This window comes from Candidatus Palauibacter scopulicola (assembly GCF_947581915.1).
Classification (GTDB): domain Bacteria; phylum Gemmatimonadota; class Gemmatimonadetes; order Palauibacterales; family Palauibacteraceae; genus Palauibacter; species Palauibacter scopulicola.
In genome coordinates this window covers 116262-134941 of sequence record NZ_CANPWG010000067.1, presented here as the reverse complement: position 1 = coordinate 134941, position 18680 = coordinate 116262, and the positions used below count along the sequence as shown (strand labels likewise).

Genomic DNA, 18680 nt, shown 5'->3' with positions numbered 1-18680 from the left:
CTCGGTTGGGGACGGCGGGTCTCACGGCACCAGCCCGTCCAGTTGTTCGATCGTGGCCATGGAGGGATCGCGTTCGGCCTGGAGCCGGCGCGCGGTCGCTTCGGCGGCCCGCATGACGCGAAGCAGGTTGTCGGCCGCGAGGGCCCGGAGTTCGGATTCGGTCCATCCGCGACGGGAAAGTTCGGCGAACAGGGCCGGGTACGTCGATACGTCCTCCAGCCCGACCGGCCCCCGGTCGATGCCGTCGTAGTCGCCCCCGATCGCGACGTGGTCGATGCCCGCCACGTCACGGATGTGCTCGATATGCGCCACGACATCGGCCATCGTGGCGCGCGGGCGTCCTTCCGATGGGCCGACGTAGTTGGCGACCTCCTGGTTCACGAAGGACTCGACGAAGGTGACCATGACGACGCCGCCGTTCTCCGGCAGCCGGCTCAACACGTCGTCCGGCACGTTGCGCGGGTGGTCCGTCACCGCCCGGGCGGAGGAATGCGAGAAGATGACCGGCGCCTCGGTCACGTCGAGCGCATCGTGCATGCTTCCGGGCGACACATGCGAGATGTCGACCAGCATGCCCAGCCAGTTCATTTCGCGCACGACCTCCTTGCCGAAGGCGGAGAGCCCCCCGAGTTCGGGCAGCGCGCAGCAGGAGTCGGCCCAGGGGAGGTTGGCGCTGTGCGTGAGCGTCATGTAGCGGACGCCGAGCGCGTAGAAGGCCCGCAGGGCGCCGAGCGAGTTCTCGATCGCATGGCCCCCCTCCATGCCGAGCATCGAGGCGACCTTGCCGCGGTGGAACTGCTCCATCACATCCGCCGCGGTGAGCGCGAGCCCCAGGTCCTCGCGGTGATCGGAGATGATCTGGAGCGCGATGTCGATCTGCTCGAGTTGCATGCGCGCGCCGCCGCCATCCCACATGACCGAGGAAGGGACGTAGACGGACCAGAACTGGGCCCCGACGCCGCCGGCCCGAAGGCGGGCGAGATCGGTGTGGCCCGGCGTGGGGCGCGAGATGTCGTAGGCGCGGACGTCGCGGGGCGCTTCCGCGTTCCGGATCGCCCAGGGAAGGTCGTTGTGTCCGTCGAACAGGGGGACGCTCGACAGCACGCGGTTCGCAACCTCGACATGTTCGTCCTGCGCACGCGCATTGGCGGCCGCGAGCCCAAGGATGAGCGCGGACAGAACCGCCATCGCCGGCGTCCGGGTGAGAATTCGCATCATGTTGCACCGACTCCCGTTGACAAACGCAGCGGCAGAACAGCCTACAATGGATTCTCGCTTGGCGGACGGCGCGCCGCCAGCCATGCCGCGCCACGGGCGGCGTCGTGGCCGGGCGCAGGTGCGAACGCCCGTCCCGCGCGGGTATCTTCCCGCATGCTGATCAACTGCGACATGGGCGAGAGCTACGGGCCTTGGGAGAAGGGGGCCGATGAAGCGGTCATGCCGCTGATCGATCAGGCCAATATCGCCTGCGGCGGCCATGCCGGGGATCCGGACACGATGGCCCGGACGCTCCGTCTGGCGGCCGAGCACGGCGTGCAGGCGGGGGCGCACCCGGGCTATCCCGACCGGCGGAACTTCGGGCGACTGCAACTGGACTGGCCGGTCGATTCGCTGGTGCTCGAGATGCAGGCGCAGATCGGGGCGCTGCGGGGCGTGGCGTCGGCGCTGGGCATCCCGCTGCGGCACGTGAAGCCCCACGGAGCGCTGTACCTCGCCATGATGAAGGACGACCGGCTACTCACGCGGCTGGCGGAAGGCGTGGCGGCGCTGGACCCGACGCTCGCGTTCGTCCTGCAGGCGACGCCGGAGCGCGAGCGGCACGCGGCGATGCTGGAGCACACGGAGTTGACGCTGGCGTTCGAAGCCTTTGCGGATCGGGCCTACGCGGCCGACGGGCGCCTTCAGGCGCGCGGGATCGACGGCGCCGTCCTCTCCGACGCGGACGCCGTGGCCAGCCACGTAGCGAACCTCCTCGATGGATTCGTGGAGACCCCCGCGGGCCCGCTCCCCGTGGCGGCCGAGACGCTCTGCGTTCACGGCGACAACCCCTCCGCCACGGCGGTGCTCCGCCGCATCCGCGAACTCGTGCCGCGGAAGAAGTAGATCGCCGGTGATCACCTTCCCGGGGCCGGTGAGCGCCCTGGTCACGCTTCCGGTGGCGCCCGACCGCGACGGCATCGCGCGAGTCCTCCGTCTCGAGCGTTCCGCGCGCGACGCCCTGCCGGACCTCCGCGCGACGATTCCGGCCTTCAACCGGCTGCTCGTCGAGGGGTCGCCCCACAGTTGGGACGCGACGGACGTCGAATCCAGGCTGGCCGCGGCCGCGGAAGAGTGTCTGGCGGAGACGCCCCGGATCGACGCGGGCGACCCCGTGTCGCTGCCGGTGTGCTACGATCCGGAACTGGCCCCGGACCTGGAGGAGGTGGCGGCGAACGCGGGTGTGGGCGTGGGGGAGGTGGCGCGGCTCCACAGCGGTAGGGCGTATGCCGTCCTCGCGACCGGGTTCGCGCCGGGGTTCGCCTACATGGGCGACGTGGACGCGCGGATCGCCATGCCGCGCCTCACGACGCCCCGCCCGCGCGTTGAAGCGGGAGCCGTCGGGATCGCGGACCGGCGCACCGGCGTCTATCCGGCGGCAGGGCCGGGCGGCTGGCGTCTGATCGGCCGCGTGCCCTCGGCGCTCTTCGCCGATGCCGCCGAGCGGATCGCGCGCTTTCGGGTGGGCGGCTCGGTCGAGTTCCGCCCGATCGACCGGGACGAATACGAGGCTGCGGGCGGATGAGCCCGCACGGCGTCGTGGACCGCCCCGGGCCGCTCTGCACGATCCAGGATCTGGGCCGGCGGACCGGCCGCCGCGTCGGGCTGGCCCCCGGGGGCGCGATGGACCAGCGCGCCTACCTCTGGGCCAACCGGCTGCTCGGCAACGATCCGGCGGCGGCCGCGCTCGAGATCACCCTGGGCGGCTTCGCCCTGCGCTTCGCCGTCGAGACGTCCGTGGCGCTGACGGGTGCCGACTGCGCCGCCACGCTCGACGGCGTCGAAACGGGGACCTGGCGCACCGTCCGGGCCCGCCCGGGCCAGGTGCTGCGGCTCGGCTACAGCGCGACCGGCATGCGCGCCTTCGTCGCGTTCCCCGGCGGTCTCGATGTCCCCACGGCGTTCGGCTCCGCATCGGCCGTCGTGCGCGACGGATGGCCCGGGCTGCTCGGCCGGCCCCTCCGCGCCGGCGAGCCCCTCCGCTGGCGCGACCCCGAACGCGCCTGTCCGGTGCGGCGCGTGCCCCGCGAACTCGTCCCCCCGGAGACGGCCTCGCTGACGCTGCCGCTGATCGCCGGCTACGAGTGGGCCGAGTTCTCGGAGGCGGACCGGGAGCGGGTGTTCGACGCGGAATGGACGCTTGACCCGGCGAGCGACAGAACCGCGGGCCGACTGGCCGGCCCCGCCCTGGGATCGGGTCCGCGCGTCCTCGACTCGACGCCCCTCGTGGACGGTACCGTTCAGGTGACGGGCGACGGCCTGCCGCTCGTCTTCATGCGGGACCGCCCCACGATCGGCGGCTACGCGAAGCTCGGCTCCGTCGACCCGGTCGCGCTCGACGCGTTTGCGCAGGCCCGGCCCGGCGCGCCCATCCGTTTCGCCCGCGCCGACCCCGACGCCATCCGCCACGCGCTCGCCCGGCGGGAGCGTTTCTTCGGCATCCGCGACGATCGGTAATGCGCTCCCGCGCGCGTCCCGGAACGCCTCCCGATCGGAGAAAGTTGAACGTCAAAGCTCCGCCGGCTTATATTTCAGGTTCGGGTGCAGTTCGGGTGGGGTGGATCAGCGGGGTGGAGGCATCGTGAAAACCTGGACGATGTTGCCGCGCCACGGCGCGCGGCCCCTTCGGAATTCGAATCTCTTCTTCGTGGCGGCGTGCGTGCTCCTGGCCCTGCCCGGTGAGATGTCGGGACAGAGTCTCCGCGGGTCCACGAGTTCCCTGGACCGCCAGAACCGCGTCGCCCGCGAGCACGACTTCACCTACATCGCGACGCCGGCCCAATTGCAGCGCTTCGTCGACAACGGCTATCTCGTGCCAGTGCCCCCCTCGACGGACTACATGCTCCACGATCTCTCGTTCCCCTACGCGCGGCCCGAGGTCAAGCTGTTCATCTCGCGGCTCGCCCGGCAGTACCGGAGCGCCTGTGGCGAGCGGCTCGTCGTCACCAGCCTCACGCGCCCGAAGAACAAGCAGCCGCGAAATGCCTCCCCCCGCTCCGTACACCCCACCGGCATGGCGCTCGACCTGCGCCGCCCCGACCCGAAGTGCCGCGGGTGGCTCGAGCGCGTGCTGCTCCAGCTCGAGGGGTCGGGGGTGCTCGAGGCGACCCTGGAGCGCCACCCGCCGCACTACCACCTGGCGATCTTCCCGCAGCAATACGCGGCCTACGTCGAGCGAATCACGCGCGCGCAGCAGCAGTACGTCGCCGGCGGAGGGCGGTACCGGGTGATGGCGGGCGATTCGCTCTGGGGGATCGCCCGTCGCCACGAAACGACCGTGACCCGCCTCCGATCCGCGAACAACCTGAGCGGGAGCCGGATCTATCCGGGCCAGGTCCTCACGCTTCCCGAATAACCCCCGCGGACGGGCGGGCCTGCCGCCCCGGACGGAGACCGACATTCGTTTCCAGAGCAGAGCGGCGCTGACGATCCTGGCCCTGACCCAGGGGGCCGTGGCGGCGGCGGGAGCCGGCGGGGCAGCCGCGCAGGAAGCGGAGCCGGTCCGCCTCTCGGGCTACGTGCGAGTGGCGGAGAACGACGAGGTGATTCGGGCCGCGCGGCTCGACATCGAGGAGCGCGGTCTCATCATCGGGACGAACCGGTTCGGGTTCTACTCGGTCGAACTGCCTCCCGGGCGGTATTCGATCCGCGTCACCAGCCTCGGCTACGAAACCGTGACCGAGGTCGTGGACCTGCGGGAGACGACCTCGCTGGACTTCTCGCTCCCCCTCAGGCCCGTCATCGTGACGGAACTCACGGTCACCGCCGACCGCGAACCTCCGGACCTCGACCCGGCGAGCCTGGACATGAGCGTCGTCCGGCTCGATGTCCCATCCCTCTCCGAACTCCCGCTGGTCCTCGGCGAGGCGGACCCGGTCCGCACGCTGACCCTCTATCCCGGCATCAGCACGGCAAACGACGCGACGACCGCGATCAACGTGCGCGGCGGCGCCGGCGACGAGAACCAGATCCGGCTCGACGACTCCGAGGTGTTCAATCCGGCCCACGCCATCGGCCTCTTCTCGACCTTCAACTCGGACGCGGTGGGGGACGTCACCCTCTACAAGGGCGGTATCCCGGCCCGCTACGGCGGCCGCCTCTCCTCCGTGCTGGAGATCCACCAGCGCGAGGGGAACTCGCGCGAGTTCGAGGGGGCGGCGACGATCGGCCTCCTCTCCAGCCGCCTCAGCCTCCAGGGCCCCCTCTTCGACGGAAGGGGATCCTGGCTCGTCGCGGGCCGCCGCACCTACGCGGACCTCTTCCTGGGCCTGTCGAGCGACCCCTCGATCCAGGAGAGCGCCGCCTACTTCTACGACCTCAACGCCAAGGCGAACGCGCGCTACGGCGCCACCGGCCAGGTCATGCTCTCCGGCTACTTCGGCCGCGACCGGCTGCGGATCGGAACCCAGGCCTCCGCCGGGTGGGGGAACGCGACGGGCACGCTGCGCTGGAACCATGTGTTCGGCCCGGTCTTCTCCCATCTGACCGTCACCTACAGCGACTACGAGTACCACCTGCAGAACAACTTCAACGCGCAAGCCGCCTCGCTCGACGCGGGGATCCGGAACTTCAGCGTCACCATCGACGAGTCGTGGGACGTGGGCCCTTCGGACCGGTTGGAGTTCGGATTGGGGCTCCGCAGCTACGAGATCCAGCCCGCGAACATCGCCCCCGGCGAGGGGTCGGCGGTCATCGCGACGGAGTTCGAGTCGCGGAGGGGCCTCTCTCCCGAGGCATACATCGAACACGAAACGGAGATCGGACGCCTCGGGCTCCGCTACGGGCTTCGGGCGGCAGGGTTCATCCGCCGGGGCGCGGCGACGGTCTACGACTACGAGAACGGCGCCCCCGTGGTGTATCGCCCGGCGCTGGGCCGCTACGAGCCCGGGGCCGTCGTGGACAGCACGCGGTACGGCGACGGAGAGACGATCATCTCGTACGGAGGCCTCGAGCCGCGGCTCGGGTTGCGCTTCGGACTCAGCGACGCCTCATCGCTCAAGGCGAGCTACTCACGCACGCGGCAGTACCTGCGGCTGGTGACGAACACGAACTCCCCCACTCCGCTCGACCTGTGGGATCCCGTGGGGCCGTACGTGAAGCCGCACGTCGCCGATCAGTTCGCCCTCGGCTACGTGTCCACGCTCGCCGGGGGGCGCTACGCGCTGTCGGGAGAGGTCTACTACAAGCGGGCGCGCCACCTGATCGATTACGTGGACGGGGCGGACATCTACTTCAGCCGGCGGCTCGAAACGCTTCTCCTCCCGGGCGACGGACGCGGATACGGGGTGGAGTTCCTCCTGAGAAAGACCCGCGGGCGCCTCACCGGATGGGCGAGCTATACCCTCGCCCGCTCGGATCAGCGGACGCCCGGGCTCACGGCGGCGGATCCCGGGGTCAACGGGGGAGACTGGTATCCTTCACCCTACGACCGGACGCACGATTTCGCCCTGACGGGACTGTACAGGCTCGGCGAGGACTGGAGCCTCGGGGCGAACTTCGTCTTCGCCACGGGGTTGCCGACGACGTATCCCGTCGCGAGGTATGAGTTCGCCGGCCTGATTCTGGGAGAGTTCGGGCCGCGGAACGCCAGACGCCTTCCGGCCTATCATCGTCTGGACGTGTCGGCCACCAGGAGATGGGGCCGGGGAGAACTCCAGTTCGGGCTCTTCAACGTGTACAACCGCTTCAACGCGCAGGCGATCGCCTTCCGCCAGAACCGGGACTCGCGCACCGTCACGGAGGCGGTGGAGACCGCCGTGTTCGGCCTGGTGCCGAGCATCAGCTACCGGCGGAACTTCTGATGGGTCGCGGCGGCGGGAGTCGCGCGCTGACGGCGGGCCGGCTGCTCGCGTTGGCCGGGTGTCTCGCGGCCGCGGGCTGCGAACGCGTCGTGGACGTCGACATTCCGGACCCGGTGCCGAGGCTCGTCGTGGAGGGGCGGATCGAGCGCATCAAGGGTGCGCCGAGCGACGCGCCGAGCGGAAGACAGCGCATCCGGCTGTCGACGACGGCGGGCTTCTTCGACAGCCGGCCGACCCCGCCCGCGACGGGCGCCATCGTCACGGTCGTCGACGGAGCCGGCCGCGCCTACTCGTTCCCGGAGCTCGAGCCGGGCCTGTACGGGACGGAACACCTCTTCGCGAGCGTCGGAGAGACGTACACGCTCTTCCTCGAGTACCGAGGCGACGTGTACGAGGCGTCCGCTCTGCTGGGGGAGGTCCCCCTGATCGATTCGCTGTATTTCGTATACGAAGAGGAGACGCTCTTCATCGACGAGGAAGGCTATCGGGCCGCGATCGACTTCGCGGATCCGGCCGGGGTCCCGAACTACTACCTGTGGGAACAACTCGTGGAGGGCGTGAACGAAATCCCGCCGGACCCCGGAAACGCGATCAATCTCGTGAGCCGGGACGAACTGTACGACGGGCAGGATGTGGTCGGCTTCCAGCCGAACGATGAGATCGCCATCGCGCCCGGCGAACACGCGGAGATCCGCCAGATCTCGCTCTCGAGGCTGGGCTACGACTACTACTACGCGCTCTTCGAGCAGAACGCGCTCGGCTCGGCGAACCCATTCTCCATCCCGCCCGCCACCATCCGGGGGAACGTCGTGAATCTGGACCGTCCGCACCGGTTTGCGTTCGGTTTCTTCGGGGCGGCCGAGGTGAGTATCGCGGAGGGGATCGCCCCCGCCCGATAGCAGGCTATGTTCGCTTCCGTGTTCGACGATCCCGGTACTCTGAAGGCGGCGGGAGCCGCCGTCGCGCTCGCCATCCTGTGGCTGGTCGAGGGCGTCCTCCCGATGTTCGAGGGCCGAAGCGCGAGGGCGGGGCACGGGGCGCGGAACCTCGCCCTCGGCGTGGGGAACGCGGCGGTGGCGGCCGTCATCTTCGCCGCGGCTACGCTGTTCGTGACGGAAGGGGCGAGGGCGCGCGGCTTCGGGCTGCTCCACCTGCTCGAACTGCCGGCGTGGGCCCGGATCGGGCTCGCCATCGTGATCTTCGATGCGTGGCAGTACCTGTGGCACCGGCTGAATCACCGGGTGCGGTTCCTGTGGCGCTTCCACCAGGTCCACCATTCGGACGCCGAACTGGACGCCACGTCGGGCCTCCGCTTTCACACGGGGGAGATCGTGCTGTCCTCCATCGCGCGGCTCGCCGTGCTTCCCGTCCTCGGCGTGACGGTGGCGGAACTCCTCGTCTACGAGGCGATCCTCCTCCCGATCATCCTCTTCCACCACAGCAACGTGCGGCTGCCCGGCCGGGTGGACCGGCGCCTGCGCTGGCTCATCGTCACGCCGTGGATGCACTGGGTCCATCACTCCGACCATCAACCTGAGACCGACTCGAACTACTCGAGCATCTTCTCCTTCTGGGACCGGGCCTTCGGGAGCTTCCGGCTCCGGTCCGAGCCGCGCGAGATCCGTCTCGGGCTCGAGAACGTGGACCGCTCGGAGTGGGGGACGCTGCGCGGGATGCTCTCGATGCCCTTCCGGCGCGGGCGTCGCGAGTAGGCGGGCGGGCGTCGCGAGCAAGCGGGAGGGGGGCTTGCGAGGGCGAGACCGGGAGGTGCGGGCCCTCAGCCTGACCGCCGTCTTCTGCGCGGCGGCGCTGGTCGCGTGCGGCAACCCGGTCACGACGCCGCATCCGGGGGATAGCGGGGCCGGGCCCGATCCGGTGCCCCCGCCCGTCGACCTTTCGCGTGCGTGGACGAAGTCGACGCCCGGAGCCGAGGGGTTCGATCCGGAGTTGCTGGAAAGCGCGTTCGCGAATGCGGCGAACGCCGTGCCGAACATCCGGGCGCTCGTCGCGGTCCGGAACGGGCATCTCGTCGAGGAGGCGTACTACGGCGGCATGCACCGGGATTCGGCCTTCGACATGCGGTCCGTGACGAAGACCGTCACGGCGCTGCTCGTCGGCCTCGCCTCGGATCGGGGACTTCTGGACCCGGAGGATCCGATGACGGACTGGCTGTCGCATCCGTCGCGGCGGTCCGAGCACGGCGGCATCCGCGTGCGCGACCTCCTCACGATGACGAGCGGCATGCAGTGGTCCGACGAGGAGGACTTCGGCCCGTGGGCCCGTTCCGGCCGGCCCGTCGGGTACGTCCTCGACCTGCCCATCGTCGCCCCTCCGGGCCGACGGTTCATCTACAACACCGGGGGGTCGCACCTGCTGACGGTCATCGTCGAGAACGCGGTCGACGGGAGCGCGCTGGAGTTCGCGGAGCGGGAGTTGATGGGTCCGCTCGGCATCGACAACAAGCGCTGGCCGGTCATGCAGGACAGCGTGATCGTGGGCGGCGCCGCGCTGGCGCTCCGTGCGCGCGACGCCGCGAAGATCGGTCAGCTCCTCCTGCAGGGAGGCCGGTCCGGGTCACGGCAGGTCGTCTCCCGGGCATGGACGGCAACGCAGGTCGACCGGCTCGTGGCGCTCGGCGACATCGGCTACGTCCTGCGGGACGCGGGGTACGGCTACCAGACGTGGAGCGACCGCCAGGGCGGCGGCGAGGACGTGTCCGCGTTCGTGATGTGGGGCTACGGGGGCCAGTTCGTGTGGGTCGTGCCGGATCGGCAACTCGTCGTCGTGGCCCAGACCCACTGGCGCGGCACGGGCGATCACGACGGGAGACAGGCCGACGCCGTGGCCGATCTCATCGTGCACCGCGTGATCGAGGCCGCGCGCCCCATCCGCGGCTAGCGCCGCACGCCCCCGGGCCGCTGGCGCCGCACCGTCCCGGGCCGCTGGCGGCGTACCGTGCCGCGACGGAACGTGAGGGCCTATGTTCCACGGGTTCTCTCGATCTCGTTCCGGAGAAACGCCTGATGCGCATCGTCACCGCCGCTTTCGCCGCCGTAGTGGCCGCCGTCACAGCCGGCAGTGCCCTCGCCGCCGCGGCCGAACCGGTCGCCGCCCAGGAGCGGGCGCGGGGGCTGCTCGATCCGCCGCCCATGGATGACAGTCCCGGCATGCGCGTGTACGCCGCCTCGTGCGCGGAGTGCCATTCCGGCCAGCGCACGGTGCGCGCTCCCGGCCTCACCACGCTCGGCGCGATGACGCCCCGGGCCGTCCTCAGTTCGCTGGAGGGAGGCCGCATGCGCCGGCACGGCGAGGATCTCACGGCGGACGAGCGCCGCGCCGTGGCGGAGTGGCTCACCGGCGATACCCTGGTCGAGACCCGCCTCCCGTCCTCCGCCTTCTGCGCGAGCGCGCCGAGCGAGGAGGGCGTCGTGCACTGGTCGGGCTGGGGCGGTGGCGCCGGCGAGACGGGCTTCGCGGATGCGGCCCGCGCGGGGCTCACCGCCGCCGACCTGCCGAATCTGGAACTCGCCTGGGCCTTCGGTTTCCCGGACGTGAGCCAGGTGCGCTCGAAGCCGGCCGTGGTCGACGACCGGGTCATCGTGGGTTCGGCCTACGGCGAGGTGTATTCCATCGACCTGGAGAGCGGTTGCGTACACTGGGTGTTCGCGGGCGACGCCGCCGTGCGCGGCGCGATCGCGATCGGAGACGGCCCCGACGGCGGGCAGTCGGCCTTCTTCGCGGACTTCCGCACGAACGTGTACGCGATCGACGCGACGAGCGGCGCTCTCCACTGGCGCGCCGTCGCCGGCACCCACGCGGATCACGTCGTCACGGGAAGCGTGACCGTCCACGAGGGCCGCGTCTTCGTCCCGCTTTCTTCGATGGAGATCATCAGCGCCGGCGATCCCGCCTACGAGTGCTGCACGTCCAGCGGCGGCGTCGCCGCCTTCTCGGCGGAGACGGGCGAACCGCTGTGGGAGTTCCAGACCGTGGCCGACGAGCCGCGGCACGTGGGAGAGAACGAGGCTGGAACCCGCCTCTTCGCGCCTTCTGGGGCGCCGGTGTGGTCGAGCCCGACGGTCGACGCCGCGCGCGGTCTCCTCTACATCGGGACCGGCGAGAACTACACGCGGCCGACGACGGGCGGGAGCGACGCGATCACCGCGCTGGACATGGAGACGGGCGAGGCCCGCTGGACCTTCCAGGGTCGGCAAGACGACGCCTGGAACATGTCCTGCCTTTCGCCCCGCTTCCAGAACTGCCCCGCGCCGACGGGCCCGGATCACGACTTCGGCATGGCCCCGATCATCGTCACCGCCGAGGACGGATCGCAGCTCCTCATCGCCGGGCAGAAGTCCGGCATGGTGTGGGCGCTGGACCCCGACTCGGACGGCGAACTCGTGTGGGCGCGCCGCGTCGGCACGGGAAGCTCTCTCGGCGGCATCCACTGGGGTCTCGCGTCCGACGGCCGCCGGGCCTACGTGCCGAACGTCGACAACCCGTTCGCCATCATCTCGGACCCGCGCTCCGGGGAGTCCACGCAGATGAACGCCGGCGATCCGCCCACTCCCGGCGTCTACGCCCTGGAACTCGCCGGCGGCGAAGTCCTGTGGCACGCGCCCCCCGATCCGTCCGTGTGCCAGGACCGGGCCGGCTGCATGCCCTTCTTCTCCCCGGCCCCCACCGCGATCGAAGGGGCGGTGCTGGCCGGGAGCCTGGACGGCCACATGCGCGCCTTCTCCACGGAGGACGGCTCGGTGCTCTGGGATGTCGACACCGCCCGCGAGTTCGAGACCGTGAACGGTGTGCCGGGGCGGGGCGGCGCCATCGACGGGCCCGGCCCCGTCGTGGCGCGCGGCTACATCCTCGTCAACTCGGGATACGACCTGTTCAGCCAGATGCCCGGCAATCTCCTGCTCGCCTGGCGAGTACGACGCTAAGCCCGTTTCGGAGGCCCCCATGCGCATGCGCGTTCGCAACTCCCGACCGATCCTCTCGATCCCCTTCGCCGTGCTCCTGGCGGCGCCCGGACTCGTCGCGCAGGAAGGGCGGCCCCTCGAACTCGCGGACTACTACCGGCTCAAGGACGCGGGGAGCCCGGCCCTTTCGCCCGATGGCTCGCGCGTCGCCTACGTCGTGACGTCGGTCCTCGAGGAAGAGAACCGCCGCCACAGCGAGATCCGGCTCGTGGACGCCGACGGTTCCGGGGAGGCGACGCGGGTGACGAGCCCGAGCTTCAGCGCCTCCTCGCCCCGCTGGAGCCCCGACGGCCGCTACCTCGTCTTCACGTCGAATCGGCCCGACCCGGGTGGATCGGGCGCCGGGAGCACGTGGTTCCTCCGCATGGACCGGCCGGCCGGCGAGGCGTTCCGGCTCGAGGGGCTGCGGGGCTCTCCGGTCTTCAGCCCGGACGGCCGCTGGATCGCGTTCACGCGGCCGACGCCGCCCCCGCCTCCGCCGGAGCCCGTCTGGGAGTCCGACTTCGAGCGCCGCACCGTGGAGCGGTTCGATGGGCGCGAGTACGACTGGATGAACTACCGCTTCGACCGGCGGGGCTACCTCCCCGACCCGCGCGATCCGAACGCGACGCCTCCCCGCGAAGTGTACCTGCTGCCGGCCGAGGGGGGAGAAGCGCGGCAGCTCACGGAACTCGGCTTCGATGCCTCCGGGCTCGCCTGGAGTCCCGACGGCCGGCGGCTCGCGTTCACCGCGGATGTCCACCAGCGCGATGAGCACTCGTACGAGCGGTCGGATCTCTGGGTCGTCGACCTCGACGGCGACGTGAACCGGCTCACGGACGACGGATACAACTACTCCTCCCCGGCCTGGTCCGCCGACGGTGCGCGGCTCGTCGTCCGGGGCAACGAAGGCCTCGACATCATCATCCGCGAAGCCCGCGACCGCGGGGCGCCCAACGACCTCTTCGTGTTCGACGCGGCGAACGGGACGCGGCTCCGCAACCTCACCGCGGAGTGGGACCTCATCCCCGGCGGTCCCACCGTGAGCGCCGACGGCGGGCACGTCTATTTCTCCGCGGGTATTCGCGGCAACACGCACCTCTTCCGCGTCGCCGAGGGAGGGGGGGCGGTCGAGCAGGTGACGAGGGGGGACCGCCGGCTCGGGAGCTTCTCCTTCTCGGGGGACTTCTCGCGCGTCGCGTTCCGCGCCACCGCGCCGACGGAACCCGGCGATGTCTGGGTCGCGGAGGTGGGGGCCGAGATGGACGACGAGGTGCGGCTCAGCGAGGTGAATCGCGACCTGCTCGCCGGGATCGGAATGTCCAGCCCGGAGCGGCTCTCGTTTCGGAGTCCCGACGGGACCGAGGTCGAAGGCTGGATGCTCCCGGCGCGCGGCTACGCCGCCGGGCAGGGCGGATTCCCGATGGTCCTGCAGATGCACGGCGGACCCCACGGGGCCTACGGCAACACGTTCTCGTTCGACCAGCAGCTCCTTGCGGCGCAGGGCTACATGGTGCTGTTCACGAACCCGCGGGCCTCGACCGGATACGGAGAGGACTTCCGCTGGGGGACGTGGGGCGGCTGGGGGTTCAACGATTACGACGACGTGATGGCGGGCGTCGACCACGCGATCGAACGCTACGAGATCGACACCGCGCGCATGGGCGCGACCGGCTATTCCTACGGGGGATTTCTCACGAACTGGGTCATCACGCAGACGGACCGCTTCGCCGCCGCCATCGCCGGGGCTTCGATCTCGAACTGGGTCAGCGACTACGCCGTGGCGGACATCCCGCGTACGAAGGAGAGCGAGTTCTACGGCCCGCCCTGGGAGGAACGGGGACTTGAGCACCTCCTGCGTTCTTCTCCCATCATCCACGCGAAGGGGGTCACGACGCCGACCCTCTTTGTCCATGGAGAATCGGACCACCGGGTCCCGATCGAAGAGGCGGAGCAGATGTACGTGGCGCTGCGGAAGCAGCAGGTGCCCGCGAAGTTCGTGCGCTATCCCGACTCCTACCACGGGGGATGGACGCCGTGGCGCATGGTGCACCGGATGTGGGTCCAACTCGAATGGTGGGAGCAGTGGCTCCGTCCGTCCGCGACCTCCGACCAGTGAGCGCGGCCGCGAGCCGTTCCGCGAGCTGTTCCGGGGGACGGCCCGCACGTGGCCGCCCGGTCGCGTGGATTGCCTTCCTCCTCGTGCTGGCGGCGTGCCAGGCGGAGCCCGATCTCTCGCCGGAGCGCTGGGCCGCCGACTACGAGCGGTTCATGGAGGCGCAACTCGTGGACCGGACGGAAGCCGGCGTCGCCACGGGGGAGAACGGGGCGGTCACCGTCGCCTACAACGGGCTCGCGGCGCGCGCCGGACTGGAGGCGCTGAAGCAGGGAGGGAACGCGATCGACGCCGCGATGACGACCTCGCTCATGCAGGTCGCGCTCACCGCGGGCGCGCCGATCAGCTACTTCGGCATCCTGTCGCTCGTCTACTACGACGCGGGCACGGACCGGGTCTACACGATGAACGCCGAGTGGAACACGGTGCTCGGCGAGTCCGATCCCGCGAACATCCCCGGCGGCCTCGATCTCTCGTCTCCCGACGGGATGTACGGGACCGAGGTCAGCGGGCGCACGGCGCTCGTGGGTGGGTTCATGAAGGGGGTCGGGGCGGCGCATGAGCGGTTCGGGCGGCTCCCGTGGGCGGAGATCTTCAAGCCCTCGATCCACGTCGCCGAGCGGGGCTTCCCCATCTCGAAGAAGGTGGAGGGCTACTGGGAGGGACGGGCCGCGGACCTCGCCCGGCTTCCCGAGACGAAGGCGACGTTCCTGAAGGAAGACGGTTCTCCCTACGTCGAGGGGGACGTGCTGCGCCAGCCCGCGCTGGCCGCGACGCTGCGTGCGGTGGCGGAGCAGGGGACCGGCTACATGTACGGCGGCCCGTGGGCCGGGAAGGCGGCGGCCGCGATCCAGGCCGACGGGGGTCGGATGACCGTCGAGGACCTCGCGGCCTACGAGGTCATCTGGGACGAGCCGCTCGTGGCGGACCTGGGGGACGGCTGGGAGCTGTACACGAACCCGCCTCCGAACGCGGGCGGGGTGGCGATGATCGAGGCGCAGCGGCTCGCGGCGGCTTCCGGGCTGCTCGAGGAGGGCCACTGGACGGAATCGCCGGAGGCCCTGCGGGCCGCGCTCGACGTGACCCGCGCCTCGCTGCTCGACTTCCTGCCGCCCGAACTGGCCGCGTCGCTCGTCGGCGGCGACTTCACCCCGGCGGCGCGCGTCACGCCGGACCACGCCGACCGGCTGTGGAACGTCATCCAGACCGGGCTGCCCTTCGGCAACTGGGCGCCGCGCGGCCCCGGCCACTCCGACGACGTCGTGGCCATCGACGGCGAGGGCAACATCGCCGCGATCACGCACAGCATCAACGCGGTCCTGTGGGGCAAGACCGCCATCGTCGTGGACGGGATCACGATCGGCGATCCGGCGTCCTTCCAGCAGACGCAGATCGCCCGCCTCGAGCCGGGATCGCGGCTCCCGGCGCCCACGCAGACCGGGATCCTGTTCCGCGACGGGCGGCCCGTGCTCGGCTTCGCCTCGATGGGGTCCGGCCTCCACCACCGGACCTTCCAGGGGCTGCTGAACGTGATGCGGTTCGGCATGACGGTGGACGAGGCGATCGATACGCCCGACTTCTTCATGCCAAACTCGGATCCGGCGACCGGCGCCCTCACCTTCCGCGTGCCGGGCGGGAAGTTCCCGCGGGAAGTTCTCGACGGGACGGGATACGCGTACGAGGAGATCTTCCCCATGGAGGCCCGCTTCGGCGGCGAAGGGCTGTGGGTCGCGATCCAGCGCGATCCCGACACGGGCGCGCTGCGCGCGGCGTCCCACAACCGCAACAACAGCGCCGCGGTGGCCTGGTGAGACCCCGCGCGCGGAGTCCCGCGGCGGGTGTACTGGCGGCGGGTGTGCTGGCGGCGGGACTCCTCGCCGCCTGCGCGACGGGCCGGGGTCCGCCCGCGCCCCCGTCGTCGTCGTCGCCGCCCGCCGCCGCATCTCCAAGCCCATCCGCCGCCGCGCCGCCGTCCTCCGCCGACACCGGCGCCGCGGCTCCGGCGACACCGCCGTCCGGAACGCCGCTCTTCAACGACTCCCACTTCCATCTCCTGAACTACATCCAGCGTGGCCCCACGGCGCGCGAGTTCCTGGACACGACCGCCGGGCGGGTAGGGCGCGTGGCCATGTTCGGGATCCCGCTGCAGCAGAAGTGGGACTACTTCCTGTCGGGCGACCGCGCGCCCGATTACTACCTGCGCACGAACGCCGATCTCTACTACTACTCGTTCGTGGACGCCGTGATCGCGCGGGAGTACCTGTCGCTGCCCGAGGAGGACCGCAGCCGCGTCGACCCCATGATCACGGGTTTCAACCCGTCGGACATGTACGCCTCCGACCACATCGAGCGCGTCCTGCTCACCTTCCCCGGCGTGTTCGCCGGCATCGGCGAGTTCACCATCCACAAGGAGTTCGTCTCGTCCAAGGTCTCCGGGCACGCGGCGAGTCTGCGCAATCCCGCCCTCGACCGGATCCTCGCCACGGCGGCGGAGATCGGCCTCGTCGTCATCCTCCACAACGACGTCGACAACGTCCGTCCGGGCGAACCGCCGGATCACGCCGCGGAGGTGCTGGAGGTGTTCGCCCGCCACCCGGAGGCGACGATCATCTGGGCCCACACCGGCCTGGGCCGCTTCGTCGGGCCTTCGGACGGGCACGTCGCGTGGCTCGACGGCTGGCTGTCCGACCCGCGCTACGACCATGTGGCGCTCGACATCTCCTGGGACGAGGTGGCCAGGTACATCGTTGGCGACGACGCGAGCGCCGCTGCCTGGGCTACCCTCATCGGCCGCCACCCGACGCGGTTCCTGTTCGGCACCGACGCCGTGGCCCCCGCCAACTGGGAGGGCTACGTCGCCAACTACACGGTCTACGACCCGCTGTGGGAGCGGCTCGATCCCGACGTACGCGCCCACGTCGTGCGGCTCAACTACGAGCGCATCTTCGACGCCGCCATCCCCCGCGTCCGCGCCTGGGAGCAAAGCCAACTGGCCAGCCGTCCCGGAGGCTGATCTGCAATTCGGGGCCGCCGGGCGTCCGCAAACGAGGCCCTCGGCGCGTCGCAAATGAGGTCTTGTTTGCGTTGCAAACGGAGTCCCTGGAGACGCCGCAAATGAAGCCTTGAGCGCGCCGCAAACGAGGTCCTGGAGATTGCGAGCGCACTGCCCCGCGTCTATGGTTCGATCATCGCGACCTTCTCAAAGCCTGTCGCACGCCGCCTCGAACCGATGGGGTCGATATCAACACCTACATTCCTCGGGTCGCAGATCGAGAACTGACGGAGCGCCTCTCGTGGTCCGGCGGCGTTCTGGTCGAGGGCCCACGGGCCTGCGGCAAGACAGAGTTGGCGCGACAGGTGGCCGCGAGCAGCGTGTTCCTCGATGCCGATCAACAGGCGCGGGACATGATGGCCGTCGACCCACGGCTCATCTTGGAGGGAGAAACCCCTCGTCTGATCGACGAGTGGCAGGTAGAGCCCCTGATCTGGAACCACATTCGCCGTGCAATCGATGAACGCGTCGGCAGGGGTCACTTCATTCTCACTGGGTCGGCAGTTCCGCCCGATGACGCAACCCGGCACACGGGGGCCGGCCGTATAAGCCGACTTCGTCTTCGCCCCATGTCTCTGTTCGAGCTTGGCCATTCGACCGGCGGCGTCTCGCTCCGCGACGTGGTCGGCGGCGCCACGGTCCGCAGCCCGAAAGTGGAGTTGTCCGCCGACCGGCTAGCCGGACTCTTGTGCACCGGTGGGTGGCCGGAACACCACCGCTCTCCAGAGGAAAAGGCACTGAGCGCCTGCCGGGACTACTTGGAGAACATCTCCCGTAGCGATCTGCGGCGAGTGGACGGCGTCCGACGGGATCCGAACCGGATTCGCCGTTTCCTCCGCTCGCTGGCGCGGAACGTCGCAACCTGCGCATCGCTCGCCACCATCAGACGCGATGTCGCCGGCCCGGATGGGGCGATGACGAATCGCACTGCGCGTGCCTACCTCACCAATCTTGAGCGCCTCATGATCGTAGAAGACCAGCCGCCGTGGTCGCCGAGGCTGAGGTCGCGGTCGCGCCTGCGGCGTGGACCCAAGCGGCACTTCGTGGATCCTTCCCTCGCGGTCGCCGCGTTGCGGGCAACCCCCGCGCACCTCCTTCGGGACTTCGAGTGGTTCGGCTTTCTGTTCGAGTCCATGGTCGTGCGGGACCTCCGCGTGTACGCTCAGGCGATGGAAGCGGACGTGTTCCATTACCGCGACGAAACGAGTCTTGAAGTCGATGCGATCGTCGACGCCGGGCCGGATCGGTGGGCCGCGTTCGAAATCAAGCTGGGGACGGGCCGGACCGACGACGCCGCGCGCAGCCTCCTCAAGTTCGCGGACCGGGTCGATACGGAACGCTGCGGAGAACCGGCCGCGCTCGGGGTCATCGTCGGGAGCGGATACGGGTACGAGCGGCCTGACGGCGTCTCCGTGATTCCGATCGGTGCGCTCGGCCCTTGACGTGAGCAGTAGCGACGTGCCCGACCGTGTATTGACCTGCAGGACCGCGCGTGC

Annotated in this window: 14 protein-coding genes; 13 read left to right on the top strand and 1 reads right to left on the bottom strand. The window is 70.4% G+C overall.

Annotated elements, in window-relative coordinates:
* Window positions 1-21: 21 nt before the first annotated feature.
* Window positions 22-1218 (bottom strand): dipeptidase, encoded by a 1197-nt coding sequence (locus RN743_RS14605; protein WP_310780901.1) that lies wholly within the window; start codon window positions 1216-1218, stop codon window positions 22-24.
* Between the two features lie 153 nt (window positions 1219-1371).
* On the opposite strand from RN743_RS14605, the gene RN743_RS14600 reads away from it, so the two are divergent.
* From RN743_RS14600 to RN743_RS14535, 13 genes are all read left to right on the top strand, one after another.
* On the top strand, window positions 1372-2103 hold the full coding sequence (locus tag RN743_RS14600) for a 5-oxoprolinase subunit PxpA (RefSeq protein WP_310780899.1): 732 nt from the start codon (window positions 1372-1374) through the stop codon (window positions 2101-2103).
* A 7-nt stretch (window positions 2104-2110) separates the two neighbouring features.
* Window positions 2111-2782, top strand: a complete 672-nt coding sequence (locus tag RN743_RS14595; protein ID WP_310780897.1) for an allophanate hydrolase subunit 1 — start codon at window positions 2111-2113, stop codon at window positions 2780-2782.
* The gene (locus RN743_RS14590; RefSeq protein WP_310780896.1) at window positions 2779-3714 is read left to right on the top strand and encodes a biotin-dependent carboxyltransferase family protein; all 936 of its coding nucleotides are present in this window, start codon (window positions 2779-2781) and stop codon (window positions 3712-3714) included. The genes RN743_RS14595 and RN743_RS14590 overlap by 4 nt, the downstream gene beginning before the upstream one ends.
* A 124-nt stretch (window positions 3715-3838) precedes the next feature.
* Window positions 3839-4612, top strand: a complete 774-nt coding sequence (locus tag RN743_RS14585) for a DUF5715 family protein (protein ID WP_310780894.1) — start codon at window positions 3839-3841, stop codon at window positions 4610-4612.
* 97 nt (window positions 4613-4709) lie between these two features.
* Window positions 4710-7058, top strand: a complete 2349-nt coding sequence (locus RN743_RS14580) for a TonB-dependent receptor (RefSeq protein ID WP_310780893.1) — start codon at window positions 4710-4712, stop codon at window positions 7056-7058.
* A complete protein-coding gene (locus RN743_RS14575; RefSeq protein ID WP_310780892.1) occupies window positions 7058-7957 on the top strand; it encodes a DUF4249 domain-containing protein in 900 nt (299 codons plus the stop codon). Before RN743_RS14580 ends, RN743_RS14575 begins: the two co-directional genes overlap by 1 nt.
* Before the next feature lie 6 nt (window positions 7958-7963).
* Window positions 7964-8770 (top strand): sterol desaturase family protein, encoded by an 807-nt coding sequence (locus RN743_RS14570; protein WP_310780891.1) that lies wholly within the window; start codon window positions 7964-7966, stop codon window positions 8768-8770.
* A gap of 34 nt (window positions 8771-8804) precedes the next feature.
* Window positions 8805-9956 (top strand): serine hydrolase, encoded by a 1152-nt coding sequence (locus RN743_RS14565; protein WP_310780889.1) that lies wholly within the window; start codon window positions 8805-8807, stop codon window positions 9954-9956.
* Between the two features lie 125 nt (window positions 9957-10081).
* Complete coding sequence (locus RN743_RS14560) at window positions 10082-11998, top strand: PQQ-binding-like beta-propeller repeat protein (RefSeq protein WP_310780888.1); 1917 nt, start codon at window positions 10082-10084, stop codon at window positions 11996-11998.
* 19 nt (window positions 11999-12017) lie between these two features.
* A complete protein-coding gene (locus RN743_RS14555; protein WP_310780886.1) occupies window positions 12018-14135 on the top strand; it encodes a S9 family peptidase in 2118 nt (705 codons plus the stop codon).
* Entirely contained in the window at window positions 14102-15943 is a 1842-nt protein-coding gene (locus tag RN743_RS14550; protein ID WP_310780885.1) for a gamma-glutamyltransferase, read from the top strand. Before RN743_RS14555 ends, RN743_RS14550 begins: the two co-directional genes overlap by 34 nt.
* The gene (locus RN743_RS14545; RefSeq protein WP_310780884.1) at window positions 15940-17145 is read left to right on the top strand and encodes an amidohydrolase family protein; all 1206 of its coding nucleotides are present in this window, start codon (window positions 15940-15942) and stop codon (window positions 17143-17145) included. Before RN743_RS14550 ends, RN743_RS14545 begins: the two co-directional genes overlap by 4 nt.
* A gap of 344 nt (window positions 17146-17489) precedes the next feature.
* Window positions 17490-18626 carry a DUF4143 domain-containing protein gene (locus tag RN743_RS14535; protein ID WP_343219048.1) on the top strand — a complete coding sequence of 379 codons (1137 nt, stop codon included), beginning with the start codon at window positions 17490-17492 and terminating at the stop codon, window positions 18624-18626.
* Window positions 18627-18680: the final 54 nt, after the last annotated feature.